Raw genomic sequence first — 16,772 nt, 5'->3', positions numbered from 1 at the left:
CAATAACTTTTTAATTGCATAATTTAACTAAACCTCTTAATTTATATTGTTTAAATTAAGAGGTTTTTAATATTGTTTAATAAAATAACTAATATTATAATAAATTAACTATCTTAAATTTTTGCTTTACCTATTTAATGGGAGGATATTCTTAATGACAAAACCCGTAATTTTGACTGCTCCATGTACTGATGTTGTTAATGGAGAAAAGCTTAAATGTGAATTTGAAAAATGTATTAATCGTAGAAGTGGAGTTCCTAAATATGATAATACTGAAGCTCCACTTGTTTGGATTATCAGAGGATGTATCGATTATTTTGCTACCTTAGATTCTGATTTTTTAGGAAATGGGAATGGTTGTGGGATTCCTGATGAAAAAGCTGATCATTTTGCTAATAATTTCTATCGGTTGGATAATTCATTAAAGTATCTTTCTGGTTACTGGGGAGTATCATCAGAAGAATCAGAAGAATCAGAAGAATCAGAAGAATCAGAAGAATCAGAAGAATCAGAAGAATCAGAAGAATGGGATATATTATCAGATATAAGAACTTTAATTGTTCATTTTGGTGAATCGATTAATAATCTTAAAACTGTAAAAATAAAAAATTATAAAGATGTACAACTTTGGCTTATAAAAAAATGTCAAAAAGGTGGGCTTTTTGATAAATGTATATCTGCACCAAATATTAATCAATCTGATTATGATTACTGTATAACTGTATCCACAGATCGCCATGATAAACAAATTAAAAATCACCAAACTGAAATTGATTATAATCTTAGGAAAGAAAATTATAATGATGTTGATATATTAATCAAAGCAGATGATGTTAAAAAAATTATTTTGGCAAAAATAGGCCAGTTTATAAGTGAATTCTTAAAAAAACCAGAAAGTACAAGAAAAATTTGCATACCCAAAGAAGTTAAAGAAAAAGTCGTTAATGAATACAACATTGATAAGTTAGCGATATTTGCTGGTAAAGATAAACGTAGTGGATTTTTTATTGAAAATGACAATAAATATTGGGATGGATTTGGTTTAAAAAGGATGTTGGTCTATTTAGATCATCCCAGTTTCTCATCAATGGAAGATCCCGCTACTCAACAAAGAGTTAGTAATAAAATAAAAGAAATAATTCAGAATAGATTAAAAAAATACATTGAATCTTTAGATAATTCAGATAATAATTCAGTGTATAAAAATGAAATTCCTAGTTTGGATATAAGGGATGTTTTTAAGGATTTTCTTCCTGAATATGAATCAAAAGGATATCTAGAAGGAGCTAAATTTCAAAATATCGCACCATTTTTTAATGTAAAAGAAAAAGGTGACGATACGGATGTCGATTATTTAATTAAATTTATCATTGCAGTTAATGAAGCTTTGGGAACTGAACTGAATTGTGAAAATACAGTTGACAATTTAATTTGTGATTATATTTTTAAGTCAGTTAGACTGAAATTAAATGAAAAAAATTAGAATTTTCCAACAAATTTTAAAAACTTTAAAATTTTTCACTTTTATTTCATCATGTGGATCTAGCAGATTAAACATATTTGGGTTCAATAATAAAGGTAGATAATGAAAAAAATTTTTGTCGTGTTTCTATTTCCCATTCTGGTTGCGTTAATTCAAATTCCTACTCTTGGGGAATTATTATGGAGCAATGAAAGTACAATCCACTTTAATTATTGGGGTCACTTTTTTATTAGTGTGGGATCTTTTCTAATTTTAGGAAGCCTATTGCTTCTAATTTACAAATGGTTAGGCGGATTTCCCATTAACTGGTTCAAGTGGAATTGGAAACTGATCTCAACTGCCGGCTTGGCGGCTGTGGTTTCTCAATTAATCCAGTTTTTGATATCAGTAGTTGCAGGAATTCCAACTAATGATCCAGCTACGATTACGGCGTTACATTCAGGAATTTCTAGCATTACTGTACTGACATTATTGGTTTTAAGTCCGATTTTAGAAGAAATTCTTTTTCAGGGAATTTTACAACAGGGTCTGCTTGGAAACCTGCGACCTTTTTTATCAATTGGAATCACAGCTCTGCTTTTTGCGATAATTCATGGATATTCTTTTGGAATTGAAACCCTTGAATTGATATTTTCGGGATTAGCATATGCACTTGCTTTTTGGTATACAAATGATTTAAAGAGTCCCATTTTAGCGCATGGCTTATCAAATTTAATCGTTATGGTGTTACTGATAGTTTAAGTAAATTATTATTAATAAATAAAAAGTGCTACAAAATTTAATTTGTAGCATTTTTTAAAATCGTTTGAATATTTAAATAGATTTTAGCCTATTTTTAGTTTGTAATTTGGAATGAGAAAATAAGTAACTATAACTATAACTATAACTATAACTATAACTAAACTAAAGAATTAATCCCTACCCAAAAGAAGTTTGAACAACAATCCGCTTGTGCGGGGACCGGCCCAGCAACCGCAGTGCAGCAACTTCCCCGACTCGAACGGGATTGCATTTAATCGTCTTGACATCGGGATTAATTTTTTTAACTAACTCAGTACTGGTAAATCCGGTTAACTGCTTTTCTGGTTGCAGGTGGGTGGTGCGGTTATGACTAGCAAAGAGGAGAAAATCAACGAACCATCTCTCCTTTAGGAAAAAAGCGAGTGCCTGAGGATTTTGGTCGAGCTTGCGAAGTAACTGTTGGTAGCTGTGGTTGGTACTGGTCGGTGAAAAGCCCGGTTCAAGTAAATCGGTGTTTTGTTCACCAAATACATGCTTAACACCGTCAATTCGATCGCGGATGGAGGAGACCTCGTAGTTGTTGTTACCAACGATGTAAACGTGGTTACTGTGTTCCTGTTGCTTAAACTTCCGAGCGACTTGCTGGGCGGAGTCAAAGTCATCAAGGGTAACGGCTGGACAATTTTCACTAGGCACGTCGCAGTTGATGAAGATCACGGGAATTTGTTTTTTGAAAATCGGTTTTAGGGGTGCAAGCTCAAGGTTAATCGGTTGCAGGATAACGCCATCAATGGCGGTTAAATCCAACGACGTTAGGAGCTCGGCTTGGTTAGTCGCGGATTGGTTACTATCCAGGAGATAGGTTTTAATCCCAAATGAAAGCAGTTTATTTTCAATGCCCTTAAACATGTTATTCGAAAAGGGATTACTGATGTCATCAACGATGATGGCAACGTTGTTTTGCTGGCCTTCCTTTCGGCGTAAGTCCCGAGCCGCGGATGCGGGAACGTAGTTTAACTTTTTGATGGCAGCCTTAATTTTTCGTTGGGTCTTGTCACTTAGGAGTTCTTCCTTTTGGTTAATAAACCGGGATACCGAAGTGATTGATAGTCCCGCTTCCTGGGCAACGTCGTATATGGTAATTTTGTTCATTCTAATCGTTCCTGTCTAGATATTGTGAAGTGTGCATGAAATCGGTTTCTCGTTGTAATAACAAGGGTATGAAAACATTTTAGCATGAATATTCTAATAAAGAATAGTAATTTAGTTCCCCGTTTGTGATTTTATATCATATCATTAGGTTAGGTTCTCAGCCATGAGGGCCACAAACTGAATGCAGAAAGCGAGGAAGTTCATCATGAAAGCAAAGCAAATTGCCCAACTACTGACCGAGTTAACGTTAGAGGAGAAAGCCAACTTAGTGCAGGGTCACGATAGTTGGTTTACTGCCGGTGTGGAACGACTGGGGATTTCCCCAATTATGTTAACGGATGGACCCACCGGACTGCGCAAACAAGCGAGTACCGGGTCGGATCCGGATTTAAATCATAGCGTTCCGGCTGTCACCTTTCCCTCTAGTGCGTTAATTGCGAGTACCTTTGATTCACAAGCAGGCTACGAACTCGGGAGTCAACTAGGTCAGGCAGCTCGTAACGAGCAGGTGAGTGTGGTCCTAGCTCCTGCGATGAACATTAAACGCAGTCCGCTCGCCGGCCGGAACTTTGAGTATTTTTCCGAAGATCCGTATTTGACCGGTGAACTGGCAACTGCAGTTACCCGTGGAATTCAACATCAGGGCGTGGCCGCTTGTTTAAAACATTTTGCTGCCAATAACCGGGAGAATTATCGGTTTACCAATTCGTCTGAGGTTGACGAACGCACCTTACGCGAGCTTTACTTGCTACCCTTTGAATGGGTAGTGAAAGATGCCTATCCCGCCGCCATCATGTGTTCGTATAATGCAATTAATGGCACGCTTAATTCGCAAAATGACTGGTTGTTAACGAGCATTTTGCGTGATGAATGGCGCTTTGGTGGCCTGGTGATGTCTGACTGGGGCGCCGTGGTGGACCGGATTGCGAGTTTAAAGGCGGGCCTCGATCTCGAAATGCCCGGGAGCAATCCGAAAACGGCGACTGAAATCGTGGCTGCGGTTCATAACGGTCAGTTGGACGAAGCAACCTTGGATGCCGCGGTTACAAAGGTATTACAGCTCGTCCAGGAATATCCAGCGCAACTGACCACGCCGGATGCACCAACGTTAGACGAACAACATCAAGTTTCGCGGCAATTGGCAACGGTTGGGATGGTCTTGTTAAAAAATGAGGATGCCGTCTTACCGCTTCACCAGCAGGAAAAAATTGGGGTAATCGGCGAACTAGCAGAAAAGCCCCGGTATCAAGGGGGCGGGAGTTCACAAACCAATCCCTTTAACCTAGTCACTCCCTTGGAATCACTGCAAACCTGGTCCAACTCAGTTGAATATGCGCCAGGTTATCACGTTGACCAGAGTACTCCGGATGCGGAGCTAGAACAGGCAGCGCTTCAAATTGCCAGCCACGTGGATAAGGTGGTGGTTTTTGCGGGCTTACCTGCCTGGGCGGAATCAGAGGGGATTGATCGTGATGATCTGTTACTGCCGGCCAATCAGAGCGCTTTAATCACAAAGTTGGCCGAAGTTAATGCCAACCTGATCATTGTGTTACAAAATGCATCGGTGATTCAAATGCCCTGGATTGGTCAGGCGAAGGGGATCTTAGAAACCTACTTTGCGGGTGAAGCGGTCGGAGAAGCGACAGTGGATGTGTTGAGTGGCCAGGTTAACCCGTCGGGCCGCCTAGCCGAAACCTTTCCGGTTCGACTGGAAGATAATCCCACTTTTGGCAGTTTTGATGTGAATGCCAGCACGGAAATTTATCATGAGGGCCTCTTAGTGGGATATCGCTACTACGATAAAAAGCAGCTTGCAACGCAGTTTCCGTTTGGGTTTGGGCTCAGTTACACCCACTTTGATTATGAAAACTTACGGATCAACGAACAGGACGAGCACGTAGAAGTGGCCGTAGACGTTACCAACACTGGTGAGCGCTACGGAGCAGAGGTTGTTCAGGTTTATTTAAGTAACCAGGTGAGTGCCATTGAAAAGCCTGAAAAAGGACTGGTCGGGTTTCGTAAAGTGTGGCTCGATCCTCATGAAACGAAAACGGTCTTAGTGCCAGTGCGCAAAACGGATTTTGCCTACTATAATGAACAGAGCGGGATGTGGGAAACCGATAATGGAAGCTATCGCCTCACCGTGTGTCGCAATGTGGAAACGCCAGTGCTTGCCGAGGAGTTTCAGGTTACATGGGGACAAGACCCACAACCAGCAGTTTCGTTGGACAGCTACATGATTGATGTAGTGAAACGGCCGGGAATTATCCCAGCACTAGAAGAATCGCACCTGATGAAGGTCGTTAAGCCCTTTATTAGTGCGAAAGTTCCCTCTGCGACCGATAAAATGTTTTTAAGCATGCCACTGCGGGTTTATCCAATGCTTGGAGCCAGCGAGGCGGAGATTAACTCCTTTATCAAACTCGCCAACCAAGCAACGACGGCAGAGCAACCGGACCGGTAAGGGGTGATGACGATGAACCAGAGAACGAACAAACCAACGTTAGCAACTAGGCAACTGTGGTATCTAACGATTGGGTTCTTAGGAGCGCAGGGGACCTTGTCGATGCAAACCGGGAACATGAGTCGGATCTTTCAAACGCTCGGGGCGGATCCAACTAAGTTAGGGTATTTCTTCATCCTGCCTCCGTTAGCAGGGATGCTGGTCCAACCATTAGTTGGGTATCTTTCGGACCGCTCGTGGTTTCCTAAACTTGGCGGTCGGCGATTGCCGTATCTAATCCTAGGGACCATCATCTCGGTGATTGCGATGGTCTTATTGCCAAACGCGGGCTCACTGGGATTTGGGTACCGCTCACTAGCAGCGCTCTGGTTTGGAGCCGTTAGTGTGTTTGTGATGGACTGTGCCGCGAACGTTAACCTGTCGGTTTATAAAATGTTGATCCCAGACATTGTGCCCAAGCAACAACAATCAGAAGCGTGGGATTTTCAAAGCATTACGGGGGCGCTCGGAAACGTGCTTGCCTTCCTGTTTCCGTTTTTGCTGACCGTTATCGGAGTGGCTAACGTGGCTCCGCAGGGAGTCGTACCCGCGTCGGTTCAGATTTCCTTTTATGCGGCGGCTGTGATTCTGTTAGTTTCGACCCTCTTCACCCTGAAAAAGGTCCACGAGTATCCGCCCGAAGTGATGGCGAGTTTTACGGGACATGAGGTTCAGAGAAAGCGCCAATCACTCGGACAAATTATCCGTAAGGCGCCCAGTCAGTTTTGGTCTTGTTCCTTAGTGATGTTTTTTGGGATGTTTGCCTTGCAGTACATGTGGACTTACACGCCGGGCGTGCTCGCCCAAAACATCTGGCATAGTACCAATCCGGCTTCTTCAGGTTATCAAGCTGCGGGAAACTGGTTTGGGGTCTTACAAGCCATCATGGCGGTAGCTGGGATTGGAGCCGGGATCGTGATTAGTAAGTTAAAACTGACGAAGCACCGGAAACCCTTGTTTCTTGTGAGTTCAGGTCTCGGTGGAATCGGCTATCTCCTGTTGGCGCTTGGGACAACGCGATTACTGACAATCATTGCCTTTATCTTGATTGGGATTCAATTCGTAACGATTCAAGTGGTGGTCTTTTCGTTATTCACGAACTCGTTGGATGGGAAAAACGATGGTTTGTATACGGGCCTCTTCAACGTTTCGATTTGTTTGCCCCAGATTGTGGCCTCGTTAGCGAGCTTTGGGCTGTTTAACTGGGTCCAGCACGATATGGCTAGCATGCTTATCATTGCCAGTGGAGCGGTTTTTGTCGCCGGATTGTGCATCTATACGGTTAAAGACCCGCTCCAACGAAAGGCAGTTGGATAATGCTGGCTGACTAGGGGAAATTGGCTTAGTCCGATTTCTATTACATGACTATAAGCCAGCGGTCTTCATCAAGTGATAAGTCTAAAAAACAAATTTTAATTAGCCCATACAAAAAAGCAGGTGCCGACGCACCTGCCTTTTTCTATACGATTTAATTACCGATCATTAGGCGTTAAAACCACTTTTTGATCGTAGTGCATGTTGGTGTTTTCTGGGAAGTAAACTCCGTACCAGAGGATGAACGTGTAGATCGTGAAGATCTTTTGCATGCTGGATTTACCGTGAGCGTGTTGTTCCAAAATGTAGTCTAACTGGTCAACGTTAAAGAAGCGTTGGGCAATGTCTGAGTGGAACGCTTCCACAATCCGACCATGGTACTTTGGATCGTTGATCCACTGTGCGATTGGTGATGGGAACCCGAGCTTTTCCTTGTCAGCCACCACTTCTGGAACTTGAGAGGCAGCGGCTTTCCGGAAGGAAGCCTTGGTAACGGGTTTGCCATCTTTGAAAGTGATCCGCGTCTTCGTTGGCATCGTAGCCGCAAAGTTAGCCACTACTTTATCAACTAACGGCGTCCGCACTTCCAAACTGTTGGCCATGCTCATCCGATCGGCCTTTTGCAGGATATCGAACGGCAACCAAGTGTTGATATCGAAGTATTGTTCTTGCGTTACTTCGTCGTGACCAGCGACTTCATCGAAGATGTGCTTCGAGTATTCGGCCGTATCCCGTTTGAGGGCAGGGTTCTTCAAGACCTTGGCCCGATCAACTTCGTCAAAGACGTAGTTAACCCGGTAGTAACGGCGCCATAGTGGTTCTGCACCCCGGATCAAGAACCGCCGACCGTGGAAGCGTGGGAACTTGGCAGCGACGTGACCGAGCATGCTCCGGAGAAATTGTGGAACCCACTTTTGGTAACGTTCGAACGTGAAGGCTTCGAGGTAGGTGTTGTAGCCCCCGAAGAATTCGTCGGCTCCTTCCCCGGAGAGGGTAACTGGAACGTCCTTTCTAGCTCCACGGGATAAGAAGAATAGTTGGGGAGCCGAAGGATTGGAGAGGGGTTCGTCCATGTAGTACATCATGGTTGGTAAGAAGTCGAAGTAATCGTCACCCGTCATGGTAATCGGCGTGTTTTCCTGCTTGATTTCCTTAGCGAACTTCGTGGACCACGATAATTCACTGAACTTCGAGTCGTTGAATCCTAACGAGAAGGAGTGAATTGGTTGTAACTTGGCAGCTTCGTTGAACACGTAACTGGAGTCCACCCCACTGGAAAGGAAACTACCAACGGGCACATCTGCGATCATGTGGGCTTTAACCGAGTCGTCAACCAACTTTTCGATTTGTTGTGCATCGTCATCAATCGTTTGGTGCTTGTCGATATGATCGTAATTGTACTTGTAGTAAGTATCGGTTGTTACGCCACCGTCTTTGTACACAAAGTATTGACCAGGCATCACTTTGTAAACGTGTTTGAACATGGTTTCCTTCGATGGAATAAATTCAAAACTCAGGTGAACAGCGAGCAGGTCTTCGTTAAGTTCTTTCTTAAAGTTGGGATTACCCAAAAAGGCTTTAATTTCAGAACCCCACATGAAGTTGGTGCCGTCATCGTAGTAGTAAAGGGGTTTGATTCCAAAGTGGTCTCGGGCCCCAAACACCTGGTGCTTCGTTTGGTCGTAAATTACGAACGCAAACATCCCCCGTAACTTACTGAGTAACTTCTTTGGCCCCCAAGCTTCGTAGCCCCGGATCAAAACTTCTGAGTCACAATCAGTGTTGAAGGTTTGGCCTTCGTCAATTAGTTCTTTTTGTAATTCTTGGTAGTTGTAAATTTCACCATTAAAAGTTAAAACATCGGTATCGTTGTCACCATACATTGGTTGGGCACCGTGTGCCAAGTCAATGATGGAGAGGCGCCGAAAGCCGAGTGATACATCTTCGTTTTGGAAGTAACCACTGTCATCGGGTCCCCGGTGTTTAATTTTATTGGCCATGTTTTCGATGGCTTCTTTGGGAATTCCCGCTTGGTTAATGTAACCACAAAATCCACACATAGTAAGCTTCTCCTTTTTCTTATCAATTAAAGACTCTATTATTAATTGTACGTAATTTAAATTATTTTTCCAGTGAAATCACTGCGATATTTGTCTAATTAACGGTTACATCCCCGGTTACATCAGCAGTTACAGGGATGAACGCCGCACGGTGAGGCGTTTGAGCGGGAAAATGATCGTCATCAATGCGCCCGCGGTGACGGTTCCTGCCAGCAGGAGTAAGCCCAACCAGTTGGCAGGGGTATGCATAAATGCCGGTGAGTGGTAGACGTATTGGTTCAATAAGTAGCCGGTTAGATATAAAGTGACAAACAGGACGGGCGTCACCACCCCTAATTTCCACAGCAGGGGGCGGTTGGTTGTGATCGTCCACCAGTTTTGCTCGTACAGAATGATGATTCCGAGGGTCAAAACGAGGGGCGGCACCAGCAACAGGCTCGTGCCCCGATACGGAAGTACTAACAGTAATAGGCCCAGCATGGTAAAGCTCACGGTGCCAAAGTAGGCGTACTTACTAAAGTACCCCCAGCGTTTATACCGAATGAATCGGTCTCTGTAACGATGGGTCGTTGTCGTCTGACTGGGAGCGGGTTCACCAAGGAGCGTGGGTAAGTCGACCTGGTACAGGTCCGCGAGCTCGTGCAGCACGTCTAAGTTAGCTGTACTGCGTCCGGTTTCCCAACTAGACACGGTTTTTCTGGAAACGTGCATGTGGGCGGCGACCTCCTGCTGGGTCAGGTGTTGTTGTGTGCGGGCTGCTTTTAAACGTTGGGCAAGCTCCATGCTCCCAGCTCCTTTCGGTAGTAGCCAGAAAAAAAGCTTACTGAAAATTTCCAGTAAGCAAATTACAGGGTTAAAACGATTTATTCAGCAGTTTGGTTATCCATGCCCGTCCGGACAACCGCGACGTCACAACGGGCGTGGGTATTAACAAAACTCGTTACGGAACCAACGAGGAGGCGCGAAACCGCGTTCTTTCCGGTCGCCCCCATCATGATCAGGTCCACTTGATAATCGTGGGGAAAATCATAGGTAATCACGTTCCGAGGACTCCCAAACCGCAGGTGCATGTGGATATCTTCGATGCCTGTGGCTTTTTTCACCCGTTGAATCAGTTTTTTGAGGTAATCAAGTTCGTCGTTTACCATGTCGGTAATGGCATCACCATCAACGACCCCGTACGAAAAGCCGAAACTAGTGGTGTTTAAAACGTTTAAGACGTCTAACCTGGCTTCGTTCCGAATTGCCACTTCCGCGGCCTTGAAGAGGGCGGCTTCGGCTAACTTCGAGCCATCCACTGGAACTAAAATGTGTTTGTATTCATTGTACATAGTGATTCCCCCTAGTTCTTTACTGGTAGGATGGCCGTTGCGGTAGCAAGGACATGACCAGTCAGCTTACTTTCTAATTGGTTGAGCCAGAAGCCGTCTGGTAACGCTAACTTTTGGTCGAGCGCGTAGACGGTTAACCGATAGTTGTGGGGTTGATCCGGTGGGGTCGGCCCGAGGTAGTGCCGGTTTAGTTGCTGATCGGTAACGTTTAAGAGCCCACCAGCTAAACTGTTGTTACCATACGTCATCGCAACGACGCCAGATTGACTCGCATTGGCTGGCAATTCAGTCAGCTGGGGATCTAGATTAGCGACCACCCAGTGGATGTATTCAAAGCCACAGACCGGAATCGAATCGGGATCCAGGAGTGTGAACGCTAAGGAAGCCGCTTCACTCGGAACATTCTGAAATTCAATTGGAAAAGAAACTACCGGATAGGTGCCAATTTTATCCGCTGCGTCAGCGTGTTTGGTATAACGATCTGGTAAGAATCCAGCTTGGAGAGGAACGTTAATTTTCATCTCGAAACGCCTCCTTTTTGTTTTATTATAACTTAATTGGCGTGAAATGAAAAAAATAAGAAGTGCCGAAGCACTTCTTATTTAGTAAAGACTAATACGTAAAAATTTTGGCCGTTTTGCGTAACGGTATAGTTATTGTAACCAGCGGCTAACCACTGTGATTGGGTTGCTTTCGCCCAGTTTTTGGCATCTTCGACCGAACTAAACGTCCGCGGTTGACTAAAATCGTTGGAGGTCGGTTCGTGACTAGTTGAGATGGCGTCATGATCATCCGTGGCCTTTGCCGTCGATTTCGTTGCGGGGGTAGTTTCCGTGCTGGTTGCTGGCGCGGACTGGTTATCATCAGCGTCAGTTGTAGCTTGCGCCGTCCCGGAATTCCCCGTATCCTGCTCCGCGGTAGTTGTATCCTGGGCTGGCTGCTTCTTGTTAGTGTCAGATTGCGCTGGCTTAGTCGTGGCTTTAGTCTTGGGTTTTGACCGCATGGTTTGGTGCGTGCGGGGTTGCGTCGCTTTCGCCTTGTTGGTCTTACTAATCGCATACCGTAGCCCAAACGCGAGGACTAAGACAACAACCACGAGCATTAGAATCCACGGCCAAATCCGGGGCTGCTTTTGCTGGGGTTGGTCAGCTGCTTGGTTGCCAAAGTTATAGCGTTGGTACCTTGATTCTGGATCTGGTTTTTGCATTAAGCTCTCCTCCATCCATTTCAAGTGAGTTGAAGAATGGCATGGGAGTTAAATTCCCATGCCATTCTGCTGTGATATTAGTTTGGTTTTACTTTGTCATTAACTTGCTTAGCGTGGGTCATTTCATCGGTGTTTTGGTAACTGTTAACCCCCCAGAAGTAGAACAAGAGGGATGCGATGATGATAATCACGAAGTCAAATGGATAGTGAACCCAGTTTTGACCGTGGAATGGCGTAGAACCGATGTACGAGAAGAACGACATGAAGACTAGGTAAACGAGCATCCAAAGGCTTCCGTTGAACTTCTTTTTCGAATCCTTCCAGTTAAGCTTTCCTTCATAGAAGAAGTAGAATGGCAACCCGAGGGCGATCACAAGGATAACTTCCACCGTGGTTGGCCACATTGCCCAGTAAATCGCTAAACTAGCGAGGACAAAGGCCATTGGCGCAATGATGTTGGCAATGTTAATCCGCACGGGCCGTTTGAATTCGGGAGCATGGCGCCGGAGGGCTACCAAGGTTACCGGACCCGTCAGGTAGGCAATCAAAGTCGAGGTAGAAATTACACTGGCTAAGACGGCCCAGTTTTTAAAGACGGAAACCAAGATACAACTGATAATCCAGTTGGCAATCATGGCAATCCGGGGAGTTCCCCATTTTTGGTTCATCTTCCCTAAGAACTTCGGTAAGTGACCGGTTTGCGTCATGGCGGCCAGGGTCCGACTAGTTGAGGCCACGAAGGAAACTCCGGTCCCAAATGGTGAAACGAAGGCATCCAAGTACAAGAGGATTACTAACCAGTGAATGTTTAACATGATGGCCAGGTCAGCGAAAGGTGATTCAAAGTTAATTCCGTGCCAACCAACTTGGGCTAACATCGAAGGCTTGATGGCCCCGATGAAGGTAAATTGGAGCATTACGTAAATCACGATACTAATTAGGAGGGCAATCACGATTCCCCGCCAGATGTTTTTCTTCGGGTTAGTAATTTCGTCTCCCACGTTAATCACTGTTTGAAAGGCGTTGTAGGAGAAGATAATCCCGGATACCGTGGTAGCGGCAAAAATAGGAGCAGTTCCGTATGGTAAGAAACCACCGAACTGTGGGTTGTTAAAGTTGCCGGCGTGGAATCCAGAAACGAGCAGCATGATGATCGTCACGGTTGGCACCACGAGTTTAAAGATTGAAGTCAAACTAGTAAAGCGGGTTAACAGGTTAACCGACCAGTAGTTTAAGAGCGTAAAGATCAAGATGAAGACGAAGACGGCGAATAACCCGAGGGTGGTCACCGTTCCGTTGGCAACAAAGCCGTGGGTCCATTTGGCCCAACTCCAGGGCCAGGAACTCATGTATTGCACGGCGGCCACCGCTTCGATTGGTAATAGGGTAACCAAGGAGACCCAGTTGGCCCAGGAAGCAATGAATCCGAGCAGTGGACCGTGGGTGTAACCGGCGTATTTACTCATCCCCCCACTTTCGGGGAACATGGTTCCTAATTCAATGTAGACGTAGGCGATTGATCCAATCACGATGGCTCCGATGATCCAAGAAATAATGGCTGCTGGACCAGAGATCTTAGCAGCTTCCCAGGATCCAAAGAGCCACCCAGAACCAATGATGGAACTTAGGGCTAACATCACTACACTAAATAAGGACATTTTTGTCTTTTTGACTTTAGTAGTGTTTTTTTCCATAAAGTTTGAAGAAATCCTTTCTTTAAAACAAAACGTTAATTCGATTGGTATTCTTTAATTTCCAGTAGGTTACCAGCGGGATCCTGAATGAACAAGGAGCGGACCTGGTGTTTAGCAGTTTGCCGTTCGATTGGACCGGCGACGATGTCAATGAAGTAGTTGGCTAGGTGCGCTTGAATCGTGGCTAAGGAATCCTTAGCTAAAATGCTAAAGGCCGTTGACCCGGCCGTGGGCTGAGCAGCAGTAAGTCCTGAAATACTCGGGAGTTGGCAAACTAGGGTTTGTTTTCCGAGCTGGAATAACAGCTGATCAGCGGTTTCCTTTAATAAGGGGAGGTCTAGAACTTCGTGGTAAAACCGCAGGGCGGCTTCCAGTTCATCAACCGTGACCACCACTTGATCGACGTCTCGTACGCGCAAATATTTCAACTCCTTTCAAAATGATACATACCAGTATAACATTAATATGGATTGACTCCAAATTAGGCCAAATGCTATTGTAGGAGTTATGGATTAAAACACGGAATATGAGGGAGATTAATGGCACTTTTAGAAGTATCCAATTTGAGCATGAGTTTTGCAGATAAGCAACTGTATTCGAATGCCAACTTTCAATTAAATAAGGGCGAACACATGGGGGTCGTCGGACAAAATGGGGTCGGCAAATCGACGCTGATCAAAATTTTGACCGGGCAGGAACTGCCAGTCACGGGCTCCGTCCAGTGGCAAAAGGGCACGAAAGTTGGGTACTTAGACCAGTACGTTGATATTCCCAAGGGGATGACCCTGATTGAGTTCTTGCACACCGCCTTTTCCGATTTGTACGCCATGAACGAACGGATGACGGCGTTATACACCGAATACGCCGAAACAATGGACGAACGCTTGATGGAGAAGGCGGCCCGCTTGTCCGGGCAACTCGATGCAAACGGATTTTACGACGTTGAAACCCGCGTTGAACAAGTGATTACGGGGCTCGGCCTGGATGACCTGGGGCGGGAACAAGAAGTCGCAACGATGAGTGGGGGACAACGGTCTAAGATCATTCTTGCCAAGTTGATTTTGGAACATCCCGACGTCTTACTTTTAGATGAGCCGACCAACTACCTGGATACCGCCCACATCAAGTGGTTGGAGGACTATCTGAATGACTTTGATGGCGCCGCTCTGATTATTTCCCATGATTACGACTTTCTAGAACCCGTCACGAACTGCATCATTAACCTCGCCTTCGGGAAGATTACGAAGTACCGGGGCGACTTTAAATCAGCGATGCGGCAACGGGATGAAAAGGAAAAGACCCAGCAACGTGAGTACGAAAAGCAACAGGTTGAGATTGAGAAGGCCAAGAAGTTCATTCAAAAGAACAAGGCCGGTAGTCGGTCCACCATGGCGAAGTCCCGAGAAAAGATGTTGGACCGGATGGACGTGATTGAACCACCGAAGAATAACATTCAAGCTGAATTTGACTTCCCTTATTCAGAGACCGGTTCGCAAAATGCACTGGTGGTAAATCAACTATCAGTGGGGTATGACGCCCCCTTGCTAGAACCGGTGACCTTCTCCGTGGACACCAATCAAAAGGTGGTTTTACAAGGATTTAACGGAGTGGGGAAGTCGACCCTGATTAAAAGTATCCTCGGAATCATTCCGGCACTTGGGGGCTCCGCCGAGTTTTCCCCCTCGGCTAAGGTAAACTATTTTAGTCAGGACCTAGTCTGGGACAATCCGAACCAAAAGCCGATGCAGCTGATTCAGGATCAGTATCCGAAGCTGACCCAAAAGGAAATTCGGAGCAAGTTAGCCCAAGTCGGATTGGACACGGCCAACGCCTTTAAGCCGATTGGCACCCTCTCCGGAGGGGAACAGGTGAAGGTCAAGCTGGCGTTAATGGAATTTGTCCCGAGTAACTTCTTAATTTTAGATGAACCATCTAACCACTTGGATGATGAAACCAAGGCCGCCCTGCAGGCCGCCATCAAACGCTTCCCCGGAAATGCGATCATCGTGAGTCACGAGGCGAGCTTTGCGGCCGGACTGGCCGATAAAACGATTGACGTGGAAAAACTTAGTTTACACTAAACCGAATGGAAAAAGGGTGAACCCGGACGAAGGTTCGCCCTTTTTTGGTGGGGAGCGTTTAAGGCAAGTTGCATTTAATGCTGGAATCCGGTAACATAAATGCAATTTATGCAACCGTTGTTCTAAGGAGGAAGTAAGATGTTAACTCGAGCTGAGATCCAAAGATTCCCCAAAGCCGAACTTCATTGTCACCTAGATGGCTCCATTCGTCCCCATACGTTACGGCAAATTGCCCGCAGTCAGGGGATGGCAGTTGAATCCAATTTGATGGAATTAACCCGCAAGATGGTGGGCCCACGGCAATGCCGTGATTTAAGCGAATATCTCCAAACCTTTGATTTTGTGCTGCCGTTTTTACAAACGGTGCCGGCCCTGCAACGCGCCGCGTATGACGTGATGGAACAGGCCCATCAAGACGGAGTTTGTTACATAGAGCTGCGGTTTGCACCGAGTTTATCAACCCAGGGGCAACTCACTATTCCAGAAGCAGTTCAAGCGGTGGCCGCGGGGATTGCTGAAGGGGAGCGGACCTATGGAATTAAGGGGAATTTAATTGTGTGTGGCATGCGGACGGAGAATGGTGCGGCGGTGCACCACGACTTTGAGCAACTGGATGAGGTTCGCGATCAGCTTGTCGGGATTGATCTCGCTGGGCCGGAATCCGATGACTTTGTTCCAGAATACGAGGACGCGTTACAGGCGGCCGTTTCCGATTTAGGCGTCCAACTGACCCTGCACGCGGGTGAGTGTGGCTGCGCTCACAACGTGGTGGAAGCAGTGCAGGCGGGGAGCCAGCGAATTGGGCACGGCATCGCAGCGAACGGTGATGAAACCGTGGAGCGGTTATTAGCTGACCGGCAAATTTGTATTGAAGGGTGTCCAACCAGTAACTGTCAAACGGGCAACCTGGCCCGGATTGAGGACTATCCATTGCAGCGGTGGTTAGGGCAGGGGCAAGCGCTCTGCATCAATACTGATAACCGTACGGTCTCAGACACAACCCTCACGGAAGAATACTTCCAACTGGCCCAACACAACGGGTTAACCAAGGAACAGTTACGCCGGTGCAATCAAACGGCGATGCGGCATTCGTTTGCAGATCCGACAACGAAAGCGACGTTGCTGGAACAAATCACGGCGTTTGAAGCGGACGAATGAGGATTAATCGTCAGAATCAAAAAAGCCTAACAGCAGTACTGCTGTTAG

The 16,772-nt window shown here is 45.7% G+C and carries 14 protein-coding genes; 6 read left to right on the top strand and 8 right to left on the bottom strand.

The annotated features are described in order from the left end of the window. Positions 1-154: 154 nt before the first annotated feature. Both M3M35_RS03525 and M3M35_RS03520 read left to right on the top strand, forming a co-directional pair. Positions 155-1,483: a hypothetical protein gene (locus tag M3M35_RS03525; RefSeq protein ID WP_252750610.1), complete on the top strand. Its 1,329-nt coding sequence runs from the start codon at positions 155-157 to the stop codon at positions 1,481-1,483. A gap of 102 nt (positions 1,484-1,585) precedes the next feature. Continuing rightward, entirely contained in the window at positions 1,586-2,224 is a 639-nt protein-coding gene (locus tag M3M35_RS03520) for a CPBP family intramembrane glutamic endopeptidase (protein WP_252750609.1), read from the top strand. 177 nt (positions 2,225-2,401) lie between these two features. Here M3M35_RS03520 and M3M35_RS03515 read toward each other — a convergent pair whose 3' ends face one another. Beyond that, entirely contained in the window at positions 2,402-3,376 is a 975-nt protein-coding gene (locus tag M3M35_RS03515; protein ID WP_252750608.1) for a LacI family DNA-binding transcriptional regulator, read from the bottom strand. A gap of 205 nt (positions 3,377-3,581) precedes the next feature. On the opposite strand from M3M35_RS03515, the gene M3M35_RS03510 reads away from it, so the two are divergent. After that, positions 3,582-5,840, top strand: coding sequence for a beta-glucosidase (locus tag M3M35_RS03510; RefSeq protein ID WP_252750607.1), 2,259 nt, complete (start codon positions 3,582-3,584; stop codon positions 5,838-5,840). A 6-nt stretch (positions 5,841-5,846) separates the two neighbouring features. Further along, positions 5,847-7,196: an MFS transporter gene (locus M3M35_RS03505; RefSeq protein ID WP_252750606.1), complete on the top strand. Its 1,350-nt coding sequence runs from the start codon at positions 5,847-5,849 to the stop codon at positions 7,194-7,196. 155 nt (positions 7,197-7,351) lie between these two features. Here the strand turns inward: M3M35_RS03505 and asnB are convergent, their stop codons facing one another. The 7 genes from asnB to M3M35_RS03470 form a co-directional block, all read right to left on the bottom strand. Then, complete coding sequence (asnB, locus tag M3M35_RS03500) at positions 7,352-9,253, bottom strand: asparagine synthase (glutamine-hydrolyzing) (protein WP_252750605.1); 1,902 nt, start codon at positions 9,251-9,253, stop codon at positions 7,352-7,354. Between the two features lie 129 nt (positions 9,254-9,382). Beyond that, positions 9,383-10,036, bottom strand: coding sequence for a helix-turn-helix domain-containing protein (locus M3M35_RS03495; protein WP_252750604.1), 654 nt, complete (start codon positions 10,034-10,036; stop codon positions 9,383-9,385). An 80-nt stretch (positions 10,037-10,116) separates the two neighbouring features. Next, a complete protein-coding gene (locus M3M35_RS03490) occupies positions 10,117-10,584 on the bottom strand; it encodes a universal stress protein (RefSeq protein WP_252750603.1) in 468 nt (155 codons plus the stop codon). 11 nt (positions 10,585-10,595) lie between these two features. Continuing rightward, the gene (locus tag M3M35_RS03485; protein WP_252750602.1) at positions 10,596-11,105 is read right to left on the bottom strand and encodes a YbhB/YbcL family Raf kinase inhibitor-like protein; all 510 of its coding nucleotides are present in this window, start codon (positions 11,103-11,105) and stop codon (positions 10,596-10,598) included. Positions 11,106-11,182: 77 nt separating this feature from the next. Further along, positions 11,183-11,791: a hypothetical protein gene (locus tag M3M35_RS03480; protein WP_252750601.1), complete on the bottom strand. Its 609-nt coding sequence runs from the start codon at positions 11,789-11,791 to the stop codon at positions 11,183-11,185. Positions 11,792-11,868: 77 nt separating this feature from the next. Continuing rightward, positions 11,869-13,485 (bottom strand): APC family permease, encoded by a 1,617-nt coding sequence (locus M3M35_RS03475; protein ID WP_252750600.1) that lies wholly within the window; start codon positions 13,483-13,485, stop codon positions 11,869-11,871. A gap of 35 nt (positions 13,486-13,520) precedes the next feature. Beyond that, positions 13,521-13,904: a VOC family protein gene (locus M3M35_RS03470; RefSeq protein ID WP_252750599.1), complete on the bottom strand. Its 384-nt coding sequence runs from the start codon at positions 13,902-13,904 to the stop codon at positions 13,521-13,523. A gap of 120 nt (positions 13,905-14,024) precedes the next feature. Here M3M35_RS03470 and M3M35_RS03465 point away from each other — a divergent pair, with 120 nt between their 5' ends. Together M3M35_RS03465 and add are read left to right on the top strand one after the other, a co-directional pair. After that, a complete protein-coding gene (locus M3M35_RS03465) occupies positions 14,025-15,566 on the top strand; it encodes an ABC-F family ATP-binding cassette domain-containing protein (RefSeq protein ID WP_252750598.1) in 1,542 nt (513 codons plus the stop codon). 138 nt (positions 15,567-15,704) lie between these two features. Then, entirely contained in the window at positions 15,705-16,724 is a 1,020-nt protein-coding gene (add, locus tag M3M35_RS03460) for an adenosine deaminase (RefSeq protein WP_252750597.1), read from the top strand. The last annotated feature ends 48 nt before the right edge of the window (positions 16,725-16,772 follow it).

The sequence above is a fragment of the Fructilactobacillus myrtifloralis genome (assembly GCF_024029335.1).
Lineage (GTDB): Bacteria > Bacillota > Bacilli > Lactobacillales > Lactobacillaceae > Fructilactobacillus > Fructilactobacillus myrtifloralis.
This window is presented reverse-complemented; position numbering and strand designations above follow the sequence as displayed.